Origin of the sequence: Streptomyces sp. NPDC051315 (assembly GCF_044455165.1) — a bacterium.
In the GTDB taxonomy this organism is placed as follows: domain Bacteria; phylum Actinomycetota; class Actinomycetes; order Streptomycetales; family Streptomycetaceae; genus Streptomyces.
On the sequence record NZ_JBITEN010000001.1, the window covers coordinates 355,679 to 370,791 of the forward strand.

Consider the following 15,113-nt stretch of genomic DNA (forward strand, 5'->3'; position numbering starts at 1 on the left):
GTCGTCCCATGGCAGGCATGACGCCGGGCTTCCGGGGGGACAGGGAGCAGGGGATGCGGCTGGCGCTGGGGGCGCTGCTGAGACGGCTGCGCGAGTTGGCCACGGACGGTGCGGTGACGCGCGAGGAGTTCCTCGCGGCTGCTTCCGGCCTCGGTCTCAGCGACGCCGAACTGGACCGCTTGACAGGCGAGTTGAAGAAACTCGGCATCAGAGTCGTGACTGCTCGCCCTGCGGCGGCTGAGGTCGGCGGCCGCCCGTCGCCGCTGCGGGCTGCGGCCGGGACCAGGGCAGCCACGGCGGTCCACGCTCCGACGAGGAGCAGGACGGCTCACACCGGCTCGGCCGGGGCAACCGACGCGGGGCGCGCCACCGAAAACCGGTCGCTCGGCCCGATCGAACCGTCGAGGCGGAGGGAAGATCTCGGTCCGAGGATGACGGCAGTTCTGAAGCTGGCCCAGCGCTACGCCGACTCTGCCGCCCCTGCCTCTCGCGTCGTACCGGGACTGGCGCGACTGTGCGGGCTCGACAACAGCGAGACTGGGCGGCTGGCAGCTGCGCTGGCTGGCCCGGCACGCGTGGAGTCGCCGGTACCGGTCCGTCGGCCCACCTCGCAGCCGCAACAGGCCGGGCACAACGCGACACACACGGAACCACCGCGCCCGGCGCCCAGCCGCGACGAGCAGCCGCTACAGGCCGGGCAGAAGGCGAAACGGGGCCTGGAGCCCTTGCCCGCCATCCCTGCCCAACCGTCCCCACCCGTCAGGGAGAAGTGGTCGGCCGAGGTCTCCGCCGCCAGGTCACTGCTCGCGGAGCGCCGCTTTCTGCGCCGCCCGGCCAAACGCATCCTGACGGCACAGGAGGAGACCGGGCTGACCCTTCTGCTGCGCGAGTGGCCCACCACCTCAAGTTCCCAGGAGCCGACCGAGAAGGAACTCGCCGCCCTCCCACGCAGCGACGTCCGCCGCCAGGCCTACGAGGCTCTCGTCGAGCACAATGTGGGCCTTGTCCACGAGCTGCGCAAGAAGTACACGGGCCAGGGCCTGGAGGACGAGGATCTGCTTCACCACGGGGTGCTCGGCCTGATGCACGCGATCTGCAAGTTCGACCCGGCCCGGGGCTTCAAGCTCTCGACCTATGCCTACAACTGGATCCGTCAGGCGATGACACGCGCGATAGCGGACTTCGGCAGCGCCATCCGCATTCCGGTGCACCTGCACGAGGAGATGCACAAGGTGGCCGCGGCCGAAGCCAAGCTGCATGCGCTGGGCCGTGCGGCCACCAAGGATGCTGTCGCCGTTGCCACGGGGCTCACGGTGACCCGTGTGGCGGAGATCCGCGGTATCAGCAGGGTGACCGCCTCTCTCGACCGTGAACTGTTCGAGGGCGCCAACCTCGGCGACGCCCTCTCCTACGACCTGCCTTCTCTAGGGCCCGAAGACCTGCTGCACCCACAGTGGTCGCGGGAGGACATCGAACAAAGGCTGCTGAGCAAGCTCGACGCCAAGTCGGCGGACATCCTGCGAAGGCGCAGCGGCCTGATCGACCAGGAAGTTCAGACCCTGGACGCGATCGGCTCCGTGTATGGCGTCACCAGGGAACGGATCCGCCAGCTCGAGACCAAGGCCCGGAACCGGCTGACGGAGATCCTCGCGGAAGCAGAACAAGCCCACTCACACCCCGACTCCAGGCAGCGGCCGAAGCGTCGTCCACGCACCGCGACGCCGGTGCCCCGTAGCTTCCGGCCCTCCGCCGAGAGCGACGGGTTCTCCCCGCAGGCCGTGGAGCTGGCTGCGCGGCGCATGACGTCCCACCTTGGTCGGACGGCCCTCATCCGGCAGGCAGGACATCACGGCGCACACATCATCCGTGCGATCGCGGACGGCAGACTCCCCGGTTCCGCGGCGTCCACACGACTGCGCAGAATCCTGATGGAGTACCGATAAGCCCTCTCTGGCCCTACTCAGGGGCCTGCCGGCCGACAGGCCCCTGAGTAGGGTGTGCACATCGCACCGCGTGGGGAGGACGGTCCGTTGCCGCAGCTGGCTTTCGCCAACACCTTCTGGGACAAGTACGAGCAGTTGGAGAAGCCGGTCCGGGCAGGCGTACGGAAGGCGATGAAGAAGTTTCAGCAACTCACCGTCGCCGAACTGCACGCCGACAAGGGTCTGCACCTGGAGTCCGTGGTGAACGCCCGCGATCCGCGCCTGCGGACCATCAGGATCACCGACTTCTGGCGGGGCGTCGTCCTCGCACCCGACGACGGCGGTGACACCTTCCTCCTGGTGAACGTCGTACAGCACGACAAGGCCTACGAGTGGGCCGCCAAGCGGCTCTACACGGTCAACACCGCCACGCGCGGCCTGGAAGTCCGCAATGTCGTCGCCATCGAGCAGCTCACCCCGGTGCTGGAGCAGACTGCGGCGAAGGCACAGGAGCGCTTGTTCGACGGCTTCTCAAACGCGTCCCTGACGCGGCTCGGCATCGACGAAGGAACACTGCGCGCGGCCCGCACCATCACCGACAAGGCCCAGCTGGAGGCGTTCGCCTCACTGTTCCCCGAGGACCAGTTCGAGGTGCTGCAGTTCCTCGCCGAGGGCTTCGACGAAGACACGGTCTGGCGGGAGGTCGTAGCTGTGCGCCGTCCTGCAGACCCGGGACCCTACGACCCCGACGACCTGTCCTCCGCCATCGCCAACACTCACAGCCGTATCACCGTGGTCACGGGAGCGGAGGAACTGGAGGACATCCTCACCAAGCCGTTCGCCGCCTGGCGCATCTTCCTCCACCCCACCCAGCGCCGGGTGGCCTACCGGGCGACCTATGCCGGCCCCGCCCAGGTCACCGGTGGTCCCGGCACGGGCAAGACCGTGGTGGCCCTGCACCGCGTGAAGCACCTGCTCCAGAGGACGCCGCACGCAGGCAGGATCCTGCTCACCACGTATACGACCGCGCTGGCGAAATCCCTCAGGGAGAACCTCGCGCTGCTCCTAGAGGACGATGCTCTGCTGAAGCGGGTCGATGTCACCACGGTCGACGCCCTGGCCCGGGACGTCGTGCGCCGCCGCCGGGGCTCGGTGCCCCGGTTGTGCGACGACGCCGACGAGCGCTTCCGCTGGCGCAGGATCCAGCAGACCCTCGGGCTGGAGTGGAACGAGCAGTTCCTTTCCCAGGAGTACCGGCACGTGGTGCTCGCCCAGTCGATTTCCGCCGAGGACGAGTATCTGCGAGCGGTGCGGCGCGGCAGGGGGTCGGCCCTGGGGCCGGTCAAGCGGGCGCGGGTGTGGCGGGCCATGAGGATGTTCGAGCAGGGGCTGCGCAAGGACGGGAAGTGCACCTACCTGCAGTTATGTGCGGAGGCCGCCAGACTCTTGAGCGAACCGGGGGCAGCTCACCCGCCGTACGCCCATGTCGTGGTCGACGAGGCGCAGGACCTGCACCCGGTCCAGTGGCGGGTCCTGCGTGGAGCCGTCGCGCCGGGGCCCGACGACCTGTTCATCACGGGGGACCCGCACCAGCGCATCTACGACTCTCGTGTCTCGCTGGGTTCTCTCGGTATCCCGGTCGCGGGCCGTTCCAGCCGGTTGCGCATCAACTACCGCAGCACGGAGGAGATCCTCCGCTGGGCAGCAGCTCTGATGGAGGACGAACCGGTGGAGTCACTGTCGGGCGACGGCAAGGACTCACTGGCCGGTTACCGTTCCCTCCTGCACGGCCGTCGGCCCGCCCTGAGGGATTTCGGGAGTGAGGACGCCGAACTGAGCGCGGTGGTCGCGAAGATACGTGAGTGGGTCGCAGGCGGCGCGGCGCCGGCGGAGATCGCGGTAGCCGCCCGGTTCCACCAGACGCTGGACAAGGTCAAGGCGCGACTGGAACGCGCCGAGCTCCCCGCGGTTCTGGTCAGGGAGGGGCCAGCGCAGCAGGACGTCGGGGTGCGGCTCGCCACTCTGCACGCGATGAAAGGCCTGGAGTTCCGGTGCGTCGCGGTGATCGGCGTGACGGCAGGCACCTTCCCGTTCCCGCCGGCCGTCACGCCACCGGATTTGGACCGACTGCAGCACGAGGCGGACATGCTGGCCGAACGCTGTCTTCTCTTCGTGGCCTGCACGCGCGCCCGCGAGGAGCTCTATGTCTCGTACAGCGGCAAGGTCAGCCGATTCCTGCCGGTGGCATCCGAGGCGGGAGGCTGAGTCTTCGCTGCACGGGCTCACAGCTCGAAAGGTTGGTGGGGGTTAACGAAAAGGCAGACGAGTCGGGCTGTACGCCGGGTTCTGTCGCCCGGTCGCCTCGCGGCGGCCGGGGAGACGGCCATCCATCTAGGACCGGCGTTGCCGCCGGCCTCGTGCGGTCTACCCGCGGACTCGGGCGGGCAGCCCTCGATCGTCCGCGCAGAAACACCGGGGTGTTTCCTTTTGACCTTGCTCCGGGTGGGGTTTACCTAGCTGCCTGAGTCACCTCAGGCACTGGTGGTCTCTTACACCACCGTTTCACCCTTACCCAGCACCGAGGTGCTGGGCGGTCTGCTTTCTGTGGCACTGTCCCGCGGGTCACCCCGGGTGGCCGTTAGCCACCACCCTGCCCTGTGGAGCCCGGACGTTCCTCGGGAAGCCCTCGAAGGGACTCCACGCGGCCGTCCGCCCGGCTCGTCTGCCGTGTCGACCATGTTACCGGGCGCCCGCCCCTCGTTCCGCCGCCCGTCGGATCCGGGGGGCTCAGGGTCGGTGTCGGCGCCGACACCGGCGCGCGGCTCGCTTGACCCTGCCGTGGCGTCAACGTCTGTACTGGTCGCATGCGGATCGGAGAACTCGCCGAGGCCGTCGGCGTCACCACGCGGACCGTCCGGCACTACCACCATCTGGGGCTGTTGCCGGAGCCGGAGCGGCGGGCCAACGGCTACCGCGACTACACGCTCCGGCACGCCGTGGTGCTCGCCCGGATCCGGCGGCTGACGGAGCTGGGGCTGGGGCTGGCCGAGGTGCGGGACGTGCTCGCGGACGACGCAGGCAAGGACCTCGCCGAGGTACTGACCGAGCTGGACGAGGACCTGGCCCGGCAGGAGGCGGCGATCGGGGAGCGCCGCGCCCGGCTGCGGGCGCTGCTGGACGCGGACGGGCTGCCCGCCGAGGGGCCGGTCTCGCCCGAGCTGGCCGCCCTGTTCGCGGACATCCCCGCCTCCGGCTCCCCCATGGCCGCCAAGGACCGCGAGGTGCTCGCGCTGCTCGACTCCGCCGCGCCCCCGGAGGTCCGCGAGCGGCTGCTGACCGCGCTGAGCGGCACGCTCGGCTCGCCCGACGCCGTGGCGCGGGCCCGGGAGGCCTACGCGCTGCTGGACCGGCTCGCCGACGCGGACCCGGACGACCCGCGCGTGGAGGAGGCCGCCCGCTCGCTGGTCGCCTGGATCCCACGGGAGACGCTCCCCGAGGCCGCCATCGACCACGACAGCAGCTTCCTGCGCGCGCTCTACGCCGACTTCGCGCCGGCCCAGGCGGAGGTCCTCCGCCGGGTGCTGCGCATCCTGGCCGGCGACGGGGAGGCACGGTGAGAGCCGCCCGCGCCCTCGTCCGGCACCAGGTACGGCTGCTGGCGAGCCTGCTGCTGTGGGCGCTGCGGCGGCGGCACGGGGTCGGCGACGGGCGGGCGTTCGGATACGCGCGCGGGCAGGGCGCGGTGATGGCCGGGTTCGTGACCGTGTGCCTGATCGAGACGTTCACGATGTCCGTGCTGCTGCGCGACTGGCCGGCCGCGCACGCGGTGGTGCTGGCCCTGGACGTCTGCACGGTGGTCTCCCTGACGGGCCTGCACGCGGCCTGGACGGTCCGCCCGCACGTCCTGGCCGGCGACGCCCTGCGCGTGCGCCATGCCGCCCACGTCGACCTGCGCATCCCGCTGGACCGGATCGCGGCCGTACGGCACGAGGTGCGCACCACGCACGAGCGGGCCGAGGGGGAGCTGAACGTCCCGGTCGGCTCACAGACATCCGTCACCCTCGAACTGTCCGCGCCGGTCACCCACGTCGGCCTCCTCGGCCGCCGCCGGGAGGTGGACGTGGTGCGCCTTCAGGCCGACGACGCGCGGTCCCTCGTCCACGCCCTCACACAGGCGCGACGGGCGCCGCCTTCGCCGCCGGACCGGCCCGCGTGAAGCGGAGGCGGAGGCGGAGGTGTGTGCCGTGGGGAGGCCGTCCCCGTGGGTGGGGGCCGGGGAGCGTTGCGCGTGCGGCCGGGGAGTGCCGTCGGGGCGCCGTGGACTCCGGCCGGGACGGGTCGGGGCACCCCGTACGCTGGCGCGGAGCCCTATCGAAGGAGAACCACCCGTGCTCGTCCTGCTGCCCCCGTCCGAAGGAAAGGCCGCTTCCGGCCGTGGCGCCCCGCTGAAGCCGGAGTCGCTGTCCCTGCCGGGGCTCGCCGCCGCCCGCGAGGCCGTCCTGACCGAGCTGGTCGAGCTGTGCGCGAGCGACGAGGAGAAGGCGCGGGAGGTGCTCGGGCTGAGCGAGGGCCTGCGCGGCGAGGTCGCCAAGAACGCGGAACTGCGCACGGCGGGCGCACGCCCGGCCGGTGAGATCTACACGGGTGTGCTGTACGACGCCCTCGGCCTGGCCTCGCTGGACGCAGCCGCGAAGAAGCGCGCCGCCCGCTCCCTGCTGGTCTTCTCCGGTCTGTGGGGTGCCGTCCGGGTGACGGACCGCATCCCGTCGTACCGCTGCTCGATGGGGGTGCGGCTGCCGGGGCTCGGGGCGCTGGGCGCTCACTGGCGGGCGCCGATGGCGGACGTGCTGCCGGAGGCGGCCGGGGACGGACTGGTGCTGGACCTGCGGTCGGCGGCGTACGCGGCCGCGTGGAAGCCGAAGGGGGAGGTCGCCGGGCGGACGGCGAGCGTGCGGGTGCTGCACGCGCCGACCCGGAAGGTGGTCAGCCACTTCAACAAGGCGACGAAGGGGCGGATCGTGCGCGGTCTGCTGACGGCGGGCATCGCACCGAAGGACCCGGCCGAGCTGGTGGTGGCGCTGCGGGATCTCGGCCACGTGGTGGAGGAGCGGGTTCCGGCACGGGCGGGGACGGCGTGGACGCTGGACGTGCTGGTGGACGAGATCCACTGACCCTCCCCCCATCGTTGCATCATACGCAATGAGCTTTGCGTGGAGTGCGTCCCGAGGGCAGGATGAGGCGCATGACCTCCCCCCTGCCCTCCTCTTCGGCTGCCTCGGTACTGGATCTCGCCCCCGTCGTGCCCGTCGTGGTCGTGGCGGACGCCGCCGACGCCGTACCGCTGGCGCGGGCGCTGGTCGCGGGCGGGCTGCCGGCGATCGAGGTGACACTGCGCACGCCCGCCGCGCTCGACGCGATCCGGGCGATCGCGGACGCGGTGCCGGAGGCGGTGGTCGGGGCCGGGACGGTGATCGCGCCGGAGCAGGTGACGCGGTGCGGGGCGGCCGGGGCGCGTTTCCTGGTCAGCCCGGGCTGGACGGAGGCCCTGCTGACGGCGATGCGGGCGTCCGGGCTGCCCTTCCTGCCCGGGGTGTCGACCGCATCGGAGGTGGTCGCGCTGCTGGAGCTCGGGGTGCGCGAGATGAAGTTCTTCCCGGCGCAGGCGGCGGGCGGTACGGCGTATCTGCGGTCGCTGTCCGGGCCCTTGCCGCAGGCCCGGTTCTGTCCGACGGGCGGGGTCGGACCGGACAACGCGGCGGAGTATCTGGCGTTGCCCAACGTCGGTTGTGTGGGTGGGAGTTGGATGGTCCCCGGGGACGCGGTGGCGGCCGGGGACTGGCAGCGGGTCGAGCGGCTCGCGCGGGCCGCCGCGAACCTCAGGAACGCAGGTGGGACGTGTCGTTGAGGAGGCGGACGCTGGCGTTGCCGTCCGCGTAGTACGCCACGACCGACAGCGAGGCCGCCGACAGTTCCATCCGGAACAGGGACTCGGGCGGGGCGCCCAGGGCGAGCCGCACCAGGGTCTTGATCGGGGTGACGTGGGTGACCAGCAGCACCGTACGGCCCGCGTACGCCGCGACCAGCTTGTCGCGGGCGGCGGCGATACGGGTGGCGGTCGCCGCGAAGCTCTCGCCGCCACCGGTCGGTTCGGCCTCCGGGTCGGCCAGCCAGGCGTTCAGGTCGTCGGGGTGACGCTCACGAACCTCGGCGAAGGTCAGCCCCTCCCACGCGCCGAAGTCGGTCTCGCGCAGCCCCTCGTCGATGGTGACCTCGAGCCCCAGGCGGGCGGCGACGGCGCCCGCGGTCTCCCGGGTCCGGGCGAGCGGGGAGGCGACGATGTGCTGGATGGTCCCGCGCCGGGCGAGGGCGGCGGCGACCCGCTCGGCCTGTTCCCGGCCGATGTCGGAGAGGGAGGGGTCGCTGCCACCGCTGCCGGAGAAACGCTTCTCCGGGGTGAGGGGGGTCTCGCCGTGGCGCAGCAGGACGAAGGTGGCGGGAGCGCCGAGGTCCGGGGCGGAGCCCCAGCCGACGGAGGACGGCGCGGCCGACGGGGTGGATGACGTGGCCGAGGGGATGGCTGACGGGCCGGCCGAGGGGGTGGCGACGGTACGGGCGGCGCGCAGGTCGGCTCCGGCCTTGGCACCGGAAGGAGTGGCGGCGCCACCGGAGCCGGTGGCGACGGTGTCCTCGGAGCCGGTGGCGAGGGTGTCGGCGGGAGCGCTGGCGACGGTGTCCGCCGAGGTGGCCGGGGCGGCGGTCGAGCGTCCCCGGGCCAGCGCCTCGCGGGCCCGCGCCGCACCCGCGGCCGCGTCCCCGGGCGGGCCGGACGGCTCGGGAAGCCCGGGAACGGGCGGACCGGAGGCGGCTGCCTCCAGGGCGGCCCGGGAGGCCCCGGCGTCCCACTGCTCGCCCCGCTTGCCCGCGTCCATGGCCTCGTTGGCCAGCCGGTCGGCGTGCTTGTTGCGCTCGCGCGGGATCCACTCGTACGTGACCTGCACGGGCGGGAGGATCTGCGCCGCCTCCATGGCCAGCGGCTTCATGTCGGGGTGCTTGATCTTCCAGCGCCCCGACATCTGCTCGACGACGAGCTTGGAGTCCATGCGGACGCGCACGGTGGCCGACGGGTCGAGTTCACGGGCGGCGCGCAGGCCGGCCAGCAGCCCCCGGTACTCGGCCACGTTGTTCGTGGCGACGCCGATGTACTCGGCGCGTTCGGCGAGGGTCTCCCCCGTCGCCGCGTCGATCACCACGCTGCCGTAGCCCGCGGGCCCCGGGTTGCCCCGCGATCCGCCGTCGGCCTCGACGATGAACTCCCGCACGCCCCGCGCCCCTACAGTCCGGACTCGGAGGTCCGCACCAGGATCCGACGGCAGTTCTCGCACCGCACGACGGTGTCGGGGGCGGCCGCGCGGATCTCGCTGAGCTCGGTGATGGCGAGTTCCTGGCGGCAGCCCTGGCAGGTGCGCGCGTACAGCTTGGCCGCGCCGATGCCGCCCTGCTGCTCGCGCAGCTTGTCGTACAGCTTGAGCAGGTCGGCTGGGATGGACCCGGCGATGACCTCCCGCTCCTTGGTCACGGTGGCGACCTCGCCGTCGATCTCCTCGAAGGCGGCGTCCCGGCGGCCGGTCGCGTCGTCGATCTTCGCCTGGACGGAGCCGGTCCGCTCGGTCAGCTCGGCGACCCGCTCCTGGGCGGACTCGCGGCGCTCCATGACCTCCAGGACGACGTCCTCGAGGTCGCCCTGCCGCTTGGCGAGGGAGACGATCTCCCGCTGGAGGTTCTCCAGGTCCTTGGGGGAGGTGACGGCACCGGAGTCGAGCCGCTGCTGGTCGCGGACGGCGCGCTGGCGCACCTGGTCCACGTCCTGCTCGGCCTTGACCTGCTCGCGGGCGCAGTCGCTCTCCTCGGTCTGCGCGGCCACGAGCAGGTCGCGCAGCTGCGTGAGGTCCTTCGTCAGCGACTCGATTTCGGCGTGCTCGGGCAGCGACCGGCGCCGGTGCGCCAGTTGCTGGAGGCGGACATCGAGGGCCTGGACGTCGAGAAGTCGGATCTGGTCGGCGGGCGCGGCGTTCAGTTGGGGGCTCCAGGTGAAGGGGAGTGACTGGTCCAGGGGTCGGTGACCGTCTTGGAGACGTGGACCCTCAGGCCCCATCCGTTCCGGTCGGAGATCTCGTCGAGCTGGGCGGCGGCCAGCTCGCACCAGGGCCACTCGGTGGCCCAGTGCGCCGCGTCGAGCAGCGCGAGAGGACTGTGGGCGCGGGCCTCGGACGCCGGGTGGTGGCGCAGGTCCGCGGTGAGGAAGGCGTCAACGCCGGCGGCGCGGACGTGGTCGAAGAGGCTGTCGCCGGATCCACCGCTGACGGCGACGGTCCGCACGACCGCCTCCGGGTCCCCCGCCACGCGGATGCCCTGCGCGGTGGCGGGCAGCCGCTCGGCGGCACGGGCGGCGAGCTCACGGACGGTGAGCGGATGGTCCAGCTCACAGATCCGCCCGAGGCCGCGGCGCCCCTCGGCGTCGGAGGGGTCGGGCACCAGCGGCCCCACGATCCGCAGGTCGAGCGCCCCGGCGAGGGCGTCGCTCACGCCCGGATCTGCAGTGTCGGCGTTGGTGTGGGCGACGTGCAGCGCGATGTCGTTCTTGATCAGGCGGTGCACGACCCGGCCCTTGAAGGTGGAGGCCGCGACGGTCGTCGTCCCGCGCAGGTACAGCGGGTGATGGGTGACGAGCAGATCGGCGCCCAGCTTCACCGCCTCGTCCACGATCTCCTCGACCGGGTCGACGGCGAAGAGCACCCGGCCGACCTCCTGACCGGGATCGCCCACGACCGTACCGACCGCGTCCCAGGACTCGGCCCGCTCGGCGGGCCACAGGTTCTCCAGCGCGGCGATGACTTCAGACAGACGGGGCACGGGGAAAGGCTACCTGGCCGTTGTACGGGGGTGCACCGGCGTGGGGGGTGGGCTGCGAGGGGGAGCTGCTGGGGGTGGGGTGGGGACCGCGGCCGGGGGTGGGAGGCGAAGACCACTGGGGTCGGGGCGGAAGCCAGGCCGGGGGGCGCGGGGAGCGGGGGCCTGGCAGGGGGCGGAGGGCGAAGACCCGCCGGGGACCGGGCGGGAGTCACGCTGGGGTCGGGGCCGGAGCCACGCGCCGGTCTGGGGCGCGAGCGACGCCGGGGGCGCAGGGAGCGGAGCCCCCGCCGGAGTCTGGGGCGGAGCCTCATGTCGGTCACGCCTCGCCCCACCGAGTCGGGCGGGTGGGTGCAGAGGCAAACGCCCCTCGGGGTCCGGGGCGGAGCCCCGCGTCGAGCACGCCTCGGCCCACCGAGTCGGGCCGGCCGGGTGGGCAGACACCCTCTCGCCCCACCCCGGCAGCACACCCCCCTGACCGCCGAAGGCGAATCGCTTCTGCACCACTCGTAAGAGTGGAGCCCCCCGCCCGCCGTCCCCCGCCCGTTCGTGCGAAAACTAGCTTCGTCGCCGGAGGTGACCGAACGATGACGGTCTGTGCGATCGCACCCACCGCGGAGTCCGAGGACGAGGACGACGACGGTACGCCGCACGCGGACTGCGTGATCACGGCGGACGGCTCCTACGCCGCCCGCCTGGCGCGAGCCGGCGAGTCCTGGTTCCCGGAGCGCTGGACGCTGGGCGGCCCCGAGCCGTACGCCGTACCGCTGCCCGCCCACCAGCCGGAGGAGCCCGGCACCGAAGTGCACCCGATGGCCGACGGCCGCGTCCTGATCCGCCGCCTGGTGCAGGGACGGCACGTCTTCTCCCTGCTGTACCCCACCGGCCCCGGCACGGGCGAGCTGCCGCTGGGCGCGGTCGAGTGCCGCGAGGAGGGCACCCGGCTGCGCCTGCTGCCCCCGGCGCCCTGTGGCGAGCGGGCGTACGCCCTGGCCGTGGGCCGGCGTTCGACGACGCTGTGGCTGGTGGCGGGCGGCGCCTTCGGCCCGCAGCACGTCGCCGAGATCCCCGGCCGCTGCTCGGGCGGGGTGTGGCTGGACCGGACGGGACGGATACTGGCGCTGGACCGGGAGTCCGGTGGCTGCACGAAGGCGATCGTGGTGGATCTGGAGCGCGGCGGCGAGGTGTCCCCGCTGCTGCAGATCGCCGCCGACAGCGACGACCGCCTGCTGCTCGCGGACCCCGACAGCGGCCTGCTCCTCATCCGCTCGGACGCTCCCTCACCCGGCGAGCCACGACTCGGCTGGGGCGTGCTGGGCAGCACGTTCCCGGTGCGTTTCCCGGAGTCGCTGCGGCTCCCCGGCCGCACCCTGACGCCGTTCGCGATCCAGCCGGGCCAGGTGCTGCTCCCGGAGAACTGTGCGGTGGCGCTCCGTCTCGACGGCCCGTTCGACAGCTGGGTCGGCGTCTGGCGCCCGGCGGAACGGCACCTGCACCAGCTCGCCGCGCCGCGGGGCTGGCTGGCGGGCAGCGGCCTGTGGACGCGGGACGGCGTACTGCGCCTGCCGTACGCGACGGAGGCGGAGCCGTGCGGCGTGGCCCACGTGACGGTGCCACGGACGACCGGGCCGACGAGCACGACGCCGGCCACAGCACCGCACACGACGGGCGGCACGAGACCCGACACGACGCCGCGCACAAGGGCAGACACCAGCACGACCAGCGACACGACCACCCCCATGACCATCCCCACGACCCCACTTCCACCCCCCGCCCCGGAGCCCCCCACCCCGCACCGCCCCATCACCCTCCAACAAGCCCTCGGCCTGCTGGTAACGAACTAGCAGCGATGGGCGTGGCCGCCTGGATTCGCCCCGAGGTGCGCCGGATAAACTCACCCGGCTGTAAAAGATCATGTTGACGGGGTGAATCCTTCCGATGAGCGACGCAAGCACCAAGCAGCCGCTGTCCGCCGACGCCCAGGAGACCGCCGGTCACGGCCGTCACCGGGGTCCGGTCTCGTCCTACGACAGGGAGTCCGCTCCCCGCGGCCGGCACCGCAAGCCGGTCGAGGAGAAGGCCGAGGCGGCTGCCTGACGGTACGACGGGCCCCGTTCGTCTGCTCGACGGACGGGGCCCCTCGTGTGTCCGCCTACTCCCGCCGCAGCCCCAGCACCTCCGCCGCCGCGAACGTCTCCCCCGCCGGCCGCCGCGCGTAGTGCGGTGTGAGCACGGCGTCCAGTTCCTCGTACGTGAAGGTCTCCTGCTCGCTGTCGAACTTCGCTCCCACCCGGGGCCGTTCGACGACGGCGACCATCCCTCCGTGCACGACGATCAGCTGCCCGTTGATCCGTCCGGCGGCGGGCGAGGCCAGATAGCCGACGAGCGGGGCGACGTGCTCGGGCGCGAGCGGGTCCAGCCCTTCCTCGGGGCGTCCGAGGCCCGCGAAGACGTCCTCGGTCATACGGGTGCGGGCGCGCGGACAGATGACGTTGGCCGTGACGCCGTACTTGGCGAGGGCGAGGGCGGTGGACGTCGTGAGTCCGACGATGCCGCCCTTCGCCGCCGCGTAGTTGGGCTGTCCGGCGGAGCCCGCCAGGAACGCCTCGGAGGAGGTGTTCACGATCCGCCCGTAGACCGGCCCGCCGGCCGCCTTGGACCGTGCGCGCCAGTGCGCGGCGGCGAAGCGGGTGGTGTTGAAGTGGCCTTTGAGGTGGACGCGGACGACGGAGTCCCACTCGTCCTCGGTCATGGAGAAGACCATGCGGTCGCGCAGGATGCCCGCGTTGTTGACCAGGACGTCCAGCGTGCCGAACTCCCCGACCGCGAGCTCCACCAGTTCCCGGGCCCGGGCGAAGTCGGCCACGTCCCCGGTGTGGGCGAGCGCGGTGCCGCCGGCCGCCCGTATCTCCCGCGCCACCTCCTCCGCCGGACCGGCCGAGGCCTCGCCCGAGCCGTCGCGGCCGGGCCGTCCGTGGTCGTTGACGACGACGGCCGCGCCCAGCCGGGCCAGTTCCAGGGCCTCGGCCCGTCCGAGCCCGCGTCCGGCACCGGTGACGACCGCGGACAGTCCCGCCAGCGGCAGGGACGACGGCAGTGACCGTGACATGGCCTGCTCCCCCTCAGATCTCTATGCAGGTACGCAGGGCGGTGCCGGTGCGCATCTGGTCCAGCGCCTCGTTGATCTCCGCGAGCGGCACGCGGTGGGTGATCAGGCCCGAGAGGTCGATGCGGCCGGCCCGCCACAGGGAGATGGTCCGTTCGTAGGACCGCAGGACGTCGCCGCCGCCGTACAGGGAGGGGAGGATGCGCTTCTCGTCGAAGAACAGCTCGAACATGTTGAGCTGGAGGAAGTCGTCGAGGGCGCCCGCGCCGACCACGACGAGCGTGCCGCCGCGCCGGGTGTTCTCGTACGCCGTGCGGGCGGTGGCGGAGCGGCCGACGACCTCGAAGACGTAGTCGAATCCCTCGCCCCCGGTGATCCGCTGCCTGGCGTCGGACAGTTCGTCCGGCGGGACGGCCTGCGTGGCGCCGAACCTGAGCGCGGCCTCCCGCCGGGCGGCGACCGGGTCGACGGCGACGATCTCGGCGGCGCCCTTGAGCCGGGCGCCCTGGATCGCGGAGACGCCCACGCCGCCGCAGCCGATGACGGCGACGGACGAGCCGGCGGCCACGTCGGCGGTGTTGAGCGCGGCGCCGAGGCCGGTCGTCACGCCGCACCCGATGAGCGCGGCGATGTCGAAGGGCACGTCGTCGGGGACCGGGACCGCGCATCCGGCGTCGACCACGACCTCCTCGGCGAAGGTGCCGGTGCCCGCGAAGCCGAAGACGTCGGACGTCCCGTCGCCACGGCGGAAGTTGGGGGTGCCTGCGTTCATGAACCCGGCCAGGCACAGTTGGGTCTGGCCGCGCCGGCAGGCGGGACAGGCGCCGCAGGCGGGCAGCCAGCACACGACGACCCGGTCGCCCGGCTTCACGTGGGTGACGCCCTCGCCCACCTCCAGGATCTCGCCCGCGCCCTCGTGACCGGGTACGAACGGCGCGGGCTGCGGCAGCACCCCGCCCATCGCGGACAGGTCCGAGTGGCACAGCCCCGTGGCGCGCACCCGGATCCTGACCCTGCCGGGGCCGAAGCCCACCGCCTCGACGTCGTCGAGGACCTCCAGCTTGTCCTGGCCGATCTCGTGCAGTACGGCTGCGCGCATGGTGCGGCTCCCCTCGGATCCTGCGGAATCCCTGCGGAATCCCGGTGGAATCCCTTCGAATCCCCTCGGCGGACGGGTG

General features: G+C 72.7%; 13 protein-coding genes and 1 other RNA gene. 8 read left to right on the plus strand and 6 right to left on the minus strand.

Features of this window, described 5'->3' with window-relative positions:
- Nucleotides 1-8 precede the first annotated feature (8 nt).
- Both ACIBBD_RS01510 and ACIBBD_RS01515 read left to right on the plus strand, forming a co-directional pair.
- The gene (locus tag ACIBBD_RS01510) at nucleotides 9-1,943 is read left to right on the plus strand and encodes an RNA polymerase sigma factor RpoD/SigA (protein ID WP_399417217.1); all 1,935 of its coding nucleotides are present in this window, start codon (nucleotides 9-11) and stop codon (nucleotides 1,941-1,943) included.
- A gap of 87 nt (nucleotides 1,944-2,030) precedes the next feature.
- Nucleotides 2,031-4,187, plus strand: coding sequence for a UvrD-helicase domain-containing protein (locus ACIBBD_RS01515; protein WP_399417218.1), 2,157 nt, complete (start codon nucleotides 2,031-2,033; stop codon nucleotides 4,185-4,187).
- Nucleotides 4,188-4,241: 54 nt separating this feature from the next.
- Here ACIBBD_RS01515 and rnpB read toward each other — a convergent pair.
- Nucleotides 4,242-4,643, minus strand: an RNA gene (gene rnpB, locus ACIBBD_RS01520) — RNase P RNA component class A.
- A 143-nt stretch (nucleotides 4,644-4,786) separates the two neighbouring features.
- Here rnpB and ACIBBD_RS01525 point away from each other — a divergent pair.
- The 4 genes from ACIBBD_RS01525 (at nucleotide 4,787) to eda (ending at nucleotide 7,827) form a co-directional block, all read left to right on the plus strand.
- Complete coding sequence (locus tag ACIBBD_RS01525) at nucleotides 4,787-5,539, plus strand: MerR family transcriptional regulator (protein WP_399417219.1); 753 nt, start codon at nucleotides 4,787-4,789, stop codon at nucleotides 5,537-5,539.
- On the plus strand, nucleotides 5,536-6,138 hold the full coding sequence (locus ACIBBD_RS01530) for a hypothetical protein (RefSeq protein ID WP_399417220.1): 603 nt from the start codon (nucleotides 5,536-5,538) through the stop codon (nucleotides 6,136-6,138). The genes ACIBBD_RS01525 and ACIBBD_RS01530 overlap by 4 nt, the downstream gene beginning before the upstream one ends.
- Before the next feature lie 172 nt (nucleotides 6,139-6,310).
- A complete protein-coding gene (yaaA, locus tag ACIBBD_RS01535) occupies nucleotides 6,311-7,093 on the plus strand; it encodes a peroxide stress protein YaaA (protein WP_399417221.1) in 783 nt (260 codons plus the stop codon).
- Nucleotides 7,094-7,164: 71 nt separating this feature from the next.
- Nucleotides 7,165-7,827 (plus strand): bifunctional 4-hydroxy-2-oxoglutarate aldolase/2-dehydro-3-deoxy-phosphogluconate aldolase, encoded by a 663-nt coding sequence (eda, locus tag ACIBBD_RS01540; protein WP_399417222.1) that lies wholly within the window; start codon nucleotides 7,165-7,167, stop codon nucleotides 7,825-7,827.
- Here the strand turns inward: eda and ACIBBD_RS01545 are convergent.
- The 3 genes from ACIBBD_RS01545 to ACIBBD_RS01555 are packed head-to-tail and all read right to left on the minus strand — an operon-like array spanning nucleotide 7,799 to nucleotide 10,832.
- A complete protein-coding gene (locus ACIBBD_RS01545) occupies nucleotides 7,799-9,241 on the minus strand; it encodes a bifunctional RNase H/acid phosphatase (protein WP_399417223.1) in 1,443 nt (480 codons plus the stop codon). The two genes, eda and ACIBBD_RS01545, sit on opposite strands and share 29 nt — an antisense overlap.
- A gap of 11 nt (nucleotides 9,242-9,252) precedes the next feature.
- Complete coding sequence (locus ACIBBD_RS01550; RefSeq protein ID WP_399417568.1) at nucleotides 9,253-9,996, minus strand: zinc ribbon domain-containing protein; 744 nt, start codon at nucleotides 9,994-9,996, stop codon at nucleotides 9,253-9,255.
- The gene (locus ACIBBD_RS01555; RefSeq protein ID WP_399417224.1) at nucleotides 9,993-10,832 is read right to left on the minus strand and encodes a Nif3-like dinuclear metal center hexameric protein; all 840 of its coding nucleotides are present in this window, start codon (nucleotides 10,830-10,832) and stop codon (nucleotides 9,993-9,995) included. The genes ACIBBD_RS01550 and ACIBBD_RS01555 overlap by 4 nt, the downstream gene beginning before the upstream one ends.
- Nucleotides 10,833-11,416: 584 nt before the next feature.
- Here ACIBBD_RS01555 and ACIBBD_RS01560 point away from each other — a divergent pair.
- Both ACIBBD_RS01560 and ACIBBD_RS01565 read left to right on the plus strand, forming a co-directional pair.
- Nucleotides 11,417-12,673 carry a hypothetical protein gene (locus tag ACIBBD_RS01560; protein ID WP_399417225.1) on the plus strand — a complete coding sequence of 419 codons (1,257 nt, stop codon included), beginning with the start codon at nucleotides 11,417-11,419 and terminating at the stop codon, nucleotides 12,671-12,673.
- A gap of 94 nt (nucleotides 12,674-12,767) precedes the next feature.
- Nucleotides 12,768-12,926 carry a hypothetical protein gene (locus ACIBBD_RS01565; RefSeq protein ID WP_399417226.1) on the plus strand — a complete coding sequence of 53 codons (159 nt, stop codon included), beginning with the start codon at nucleotides 12,768-12,770 and terminating at the stop codon, nucleotides 12,924-12,926.
- A gap of 55 nt (nucleotides 12,927-12,981) precedes the next feature.
- Here the strand turns inward: ACIBBD_RS01565 and ACIBBD_RS01570 are convergent, their stop codons facing one another.
- Both ACIBBD_RS01570 and ACIBBD_RS01575 read right to left on the minus strand, forming a co-directional pair.
- Nucleotides 12,982-13,938: a 3-oxoacyl-ACP reductase gene (locus ACIBBD_RS01570; RefSeq protein ID WP_399417227.1), complete on the minus strand. Its 957-nt coding sequence runs from the start codon at nucleotides 13,936-13,938 to the stop codon at nucleotides 12,982-12,984.
- 13 nt (nucleotides 13,939-13,951) lie between these two features.
- Complete coding sequence (locus tag ACIBBD_RS01575) at nucleotides 13,952-15,034, minus strand: Zn-dependent alcohol dehydrogenase (RefSeq protein WP_399417228.1); 1,083 nt, start codon at nucleotides 15,032-15,034, stop codon at nucleotides 13,952-13,954.
- Between the last annotated feature and the right edge of the window lie 79 nt (nucleotides 15,035-15,113).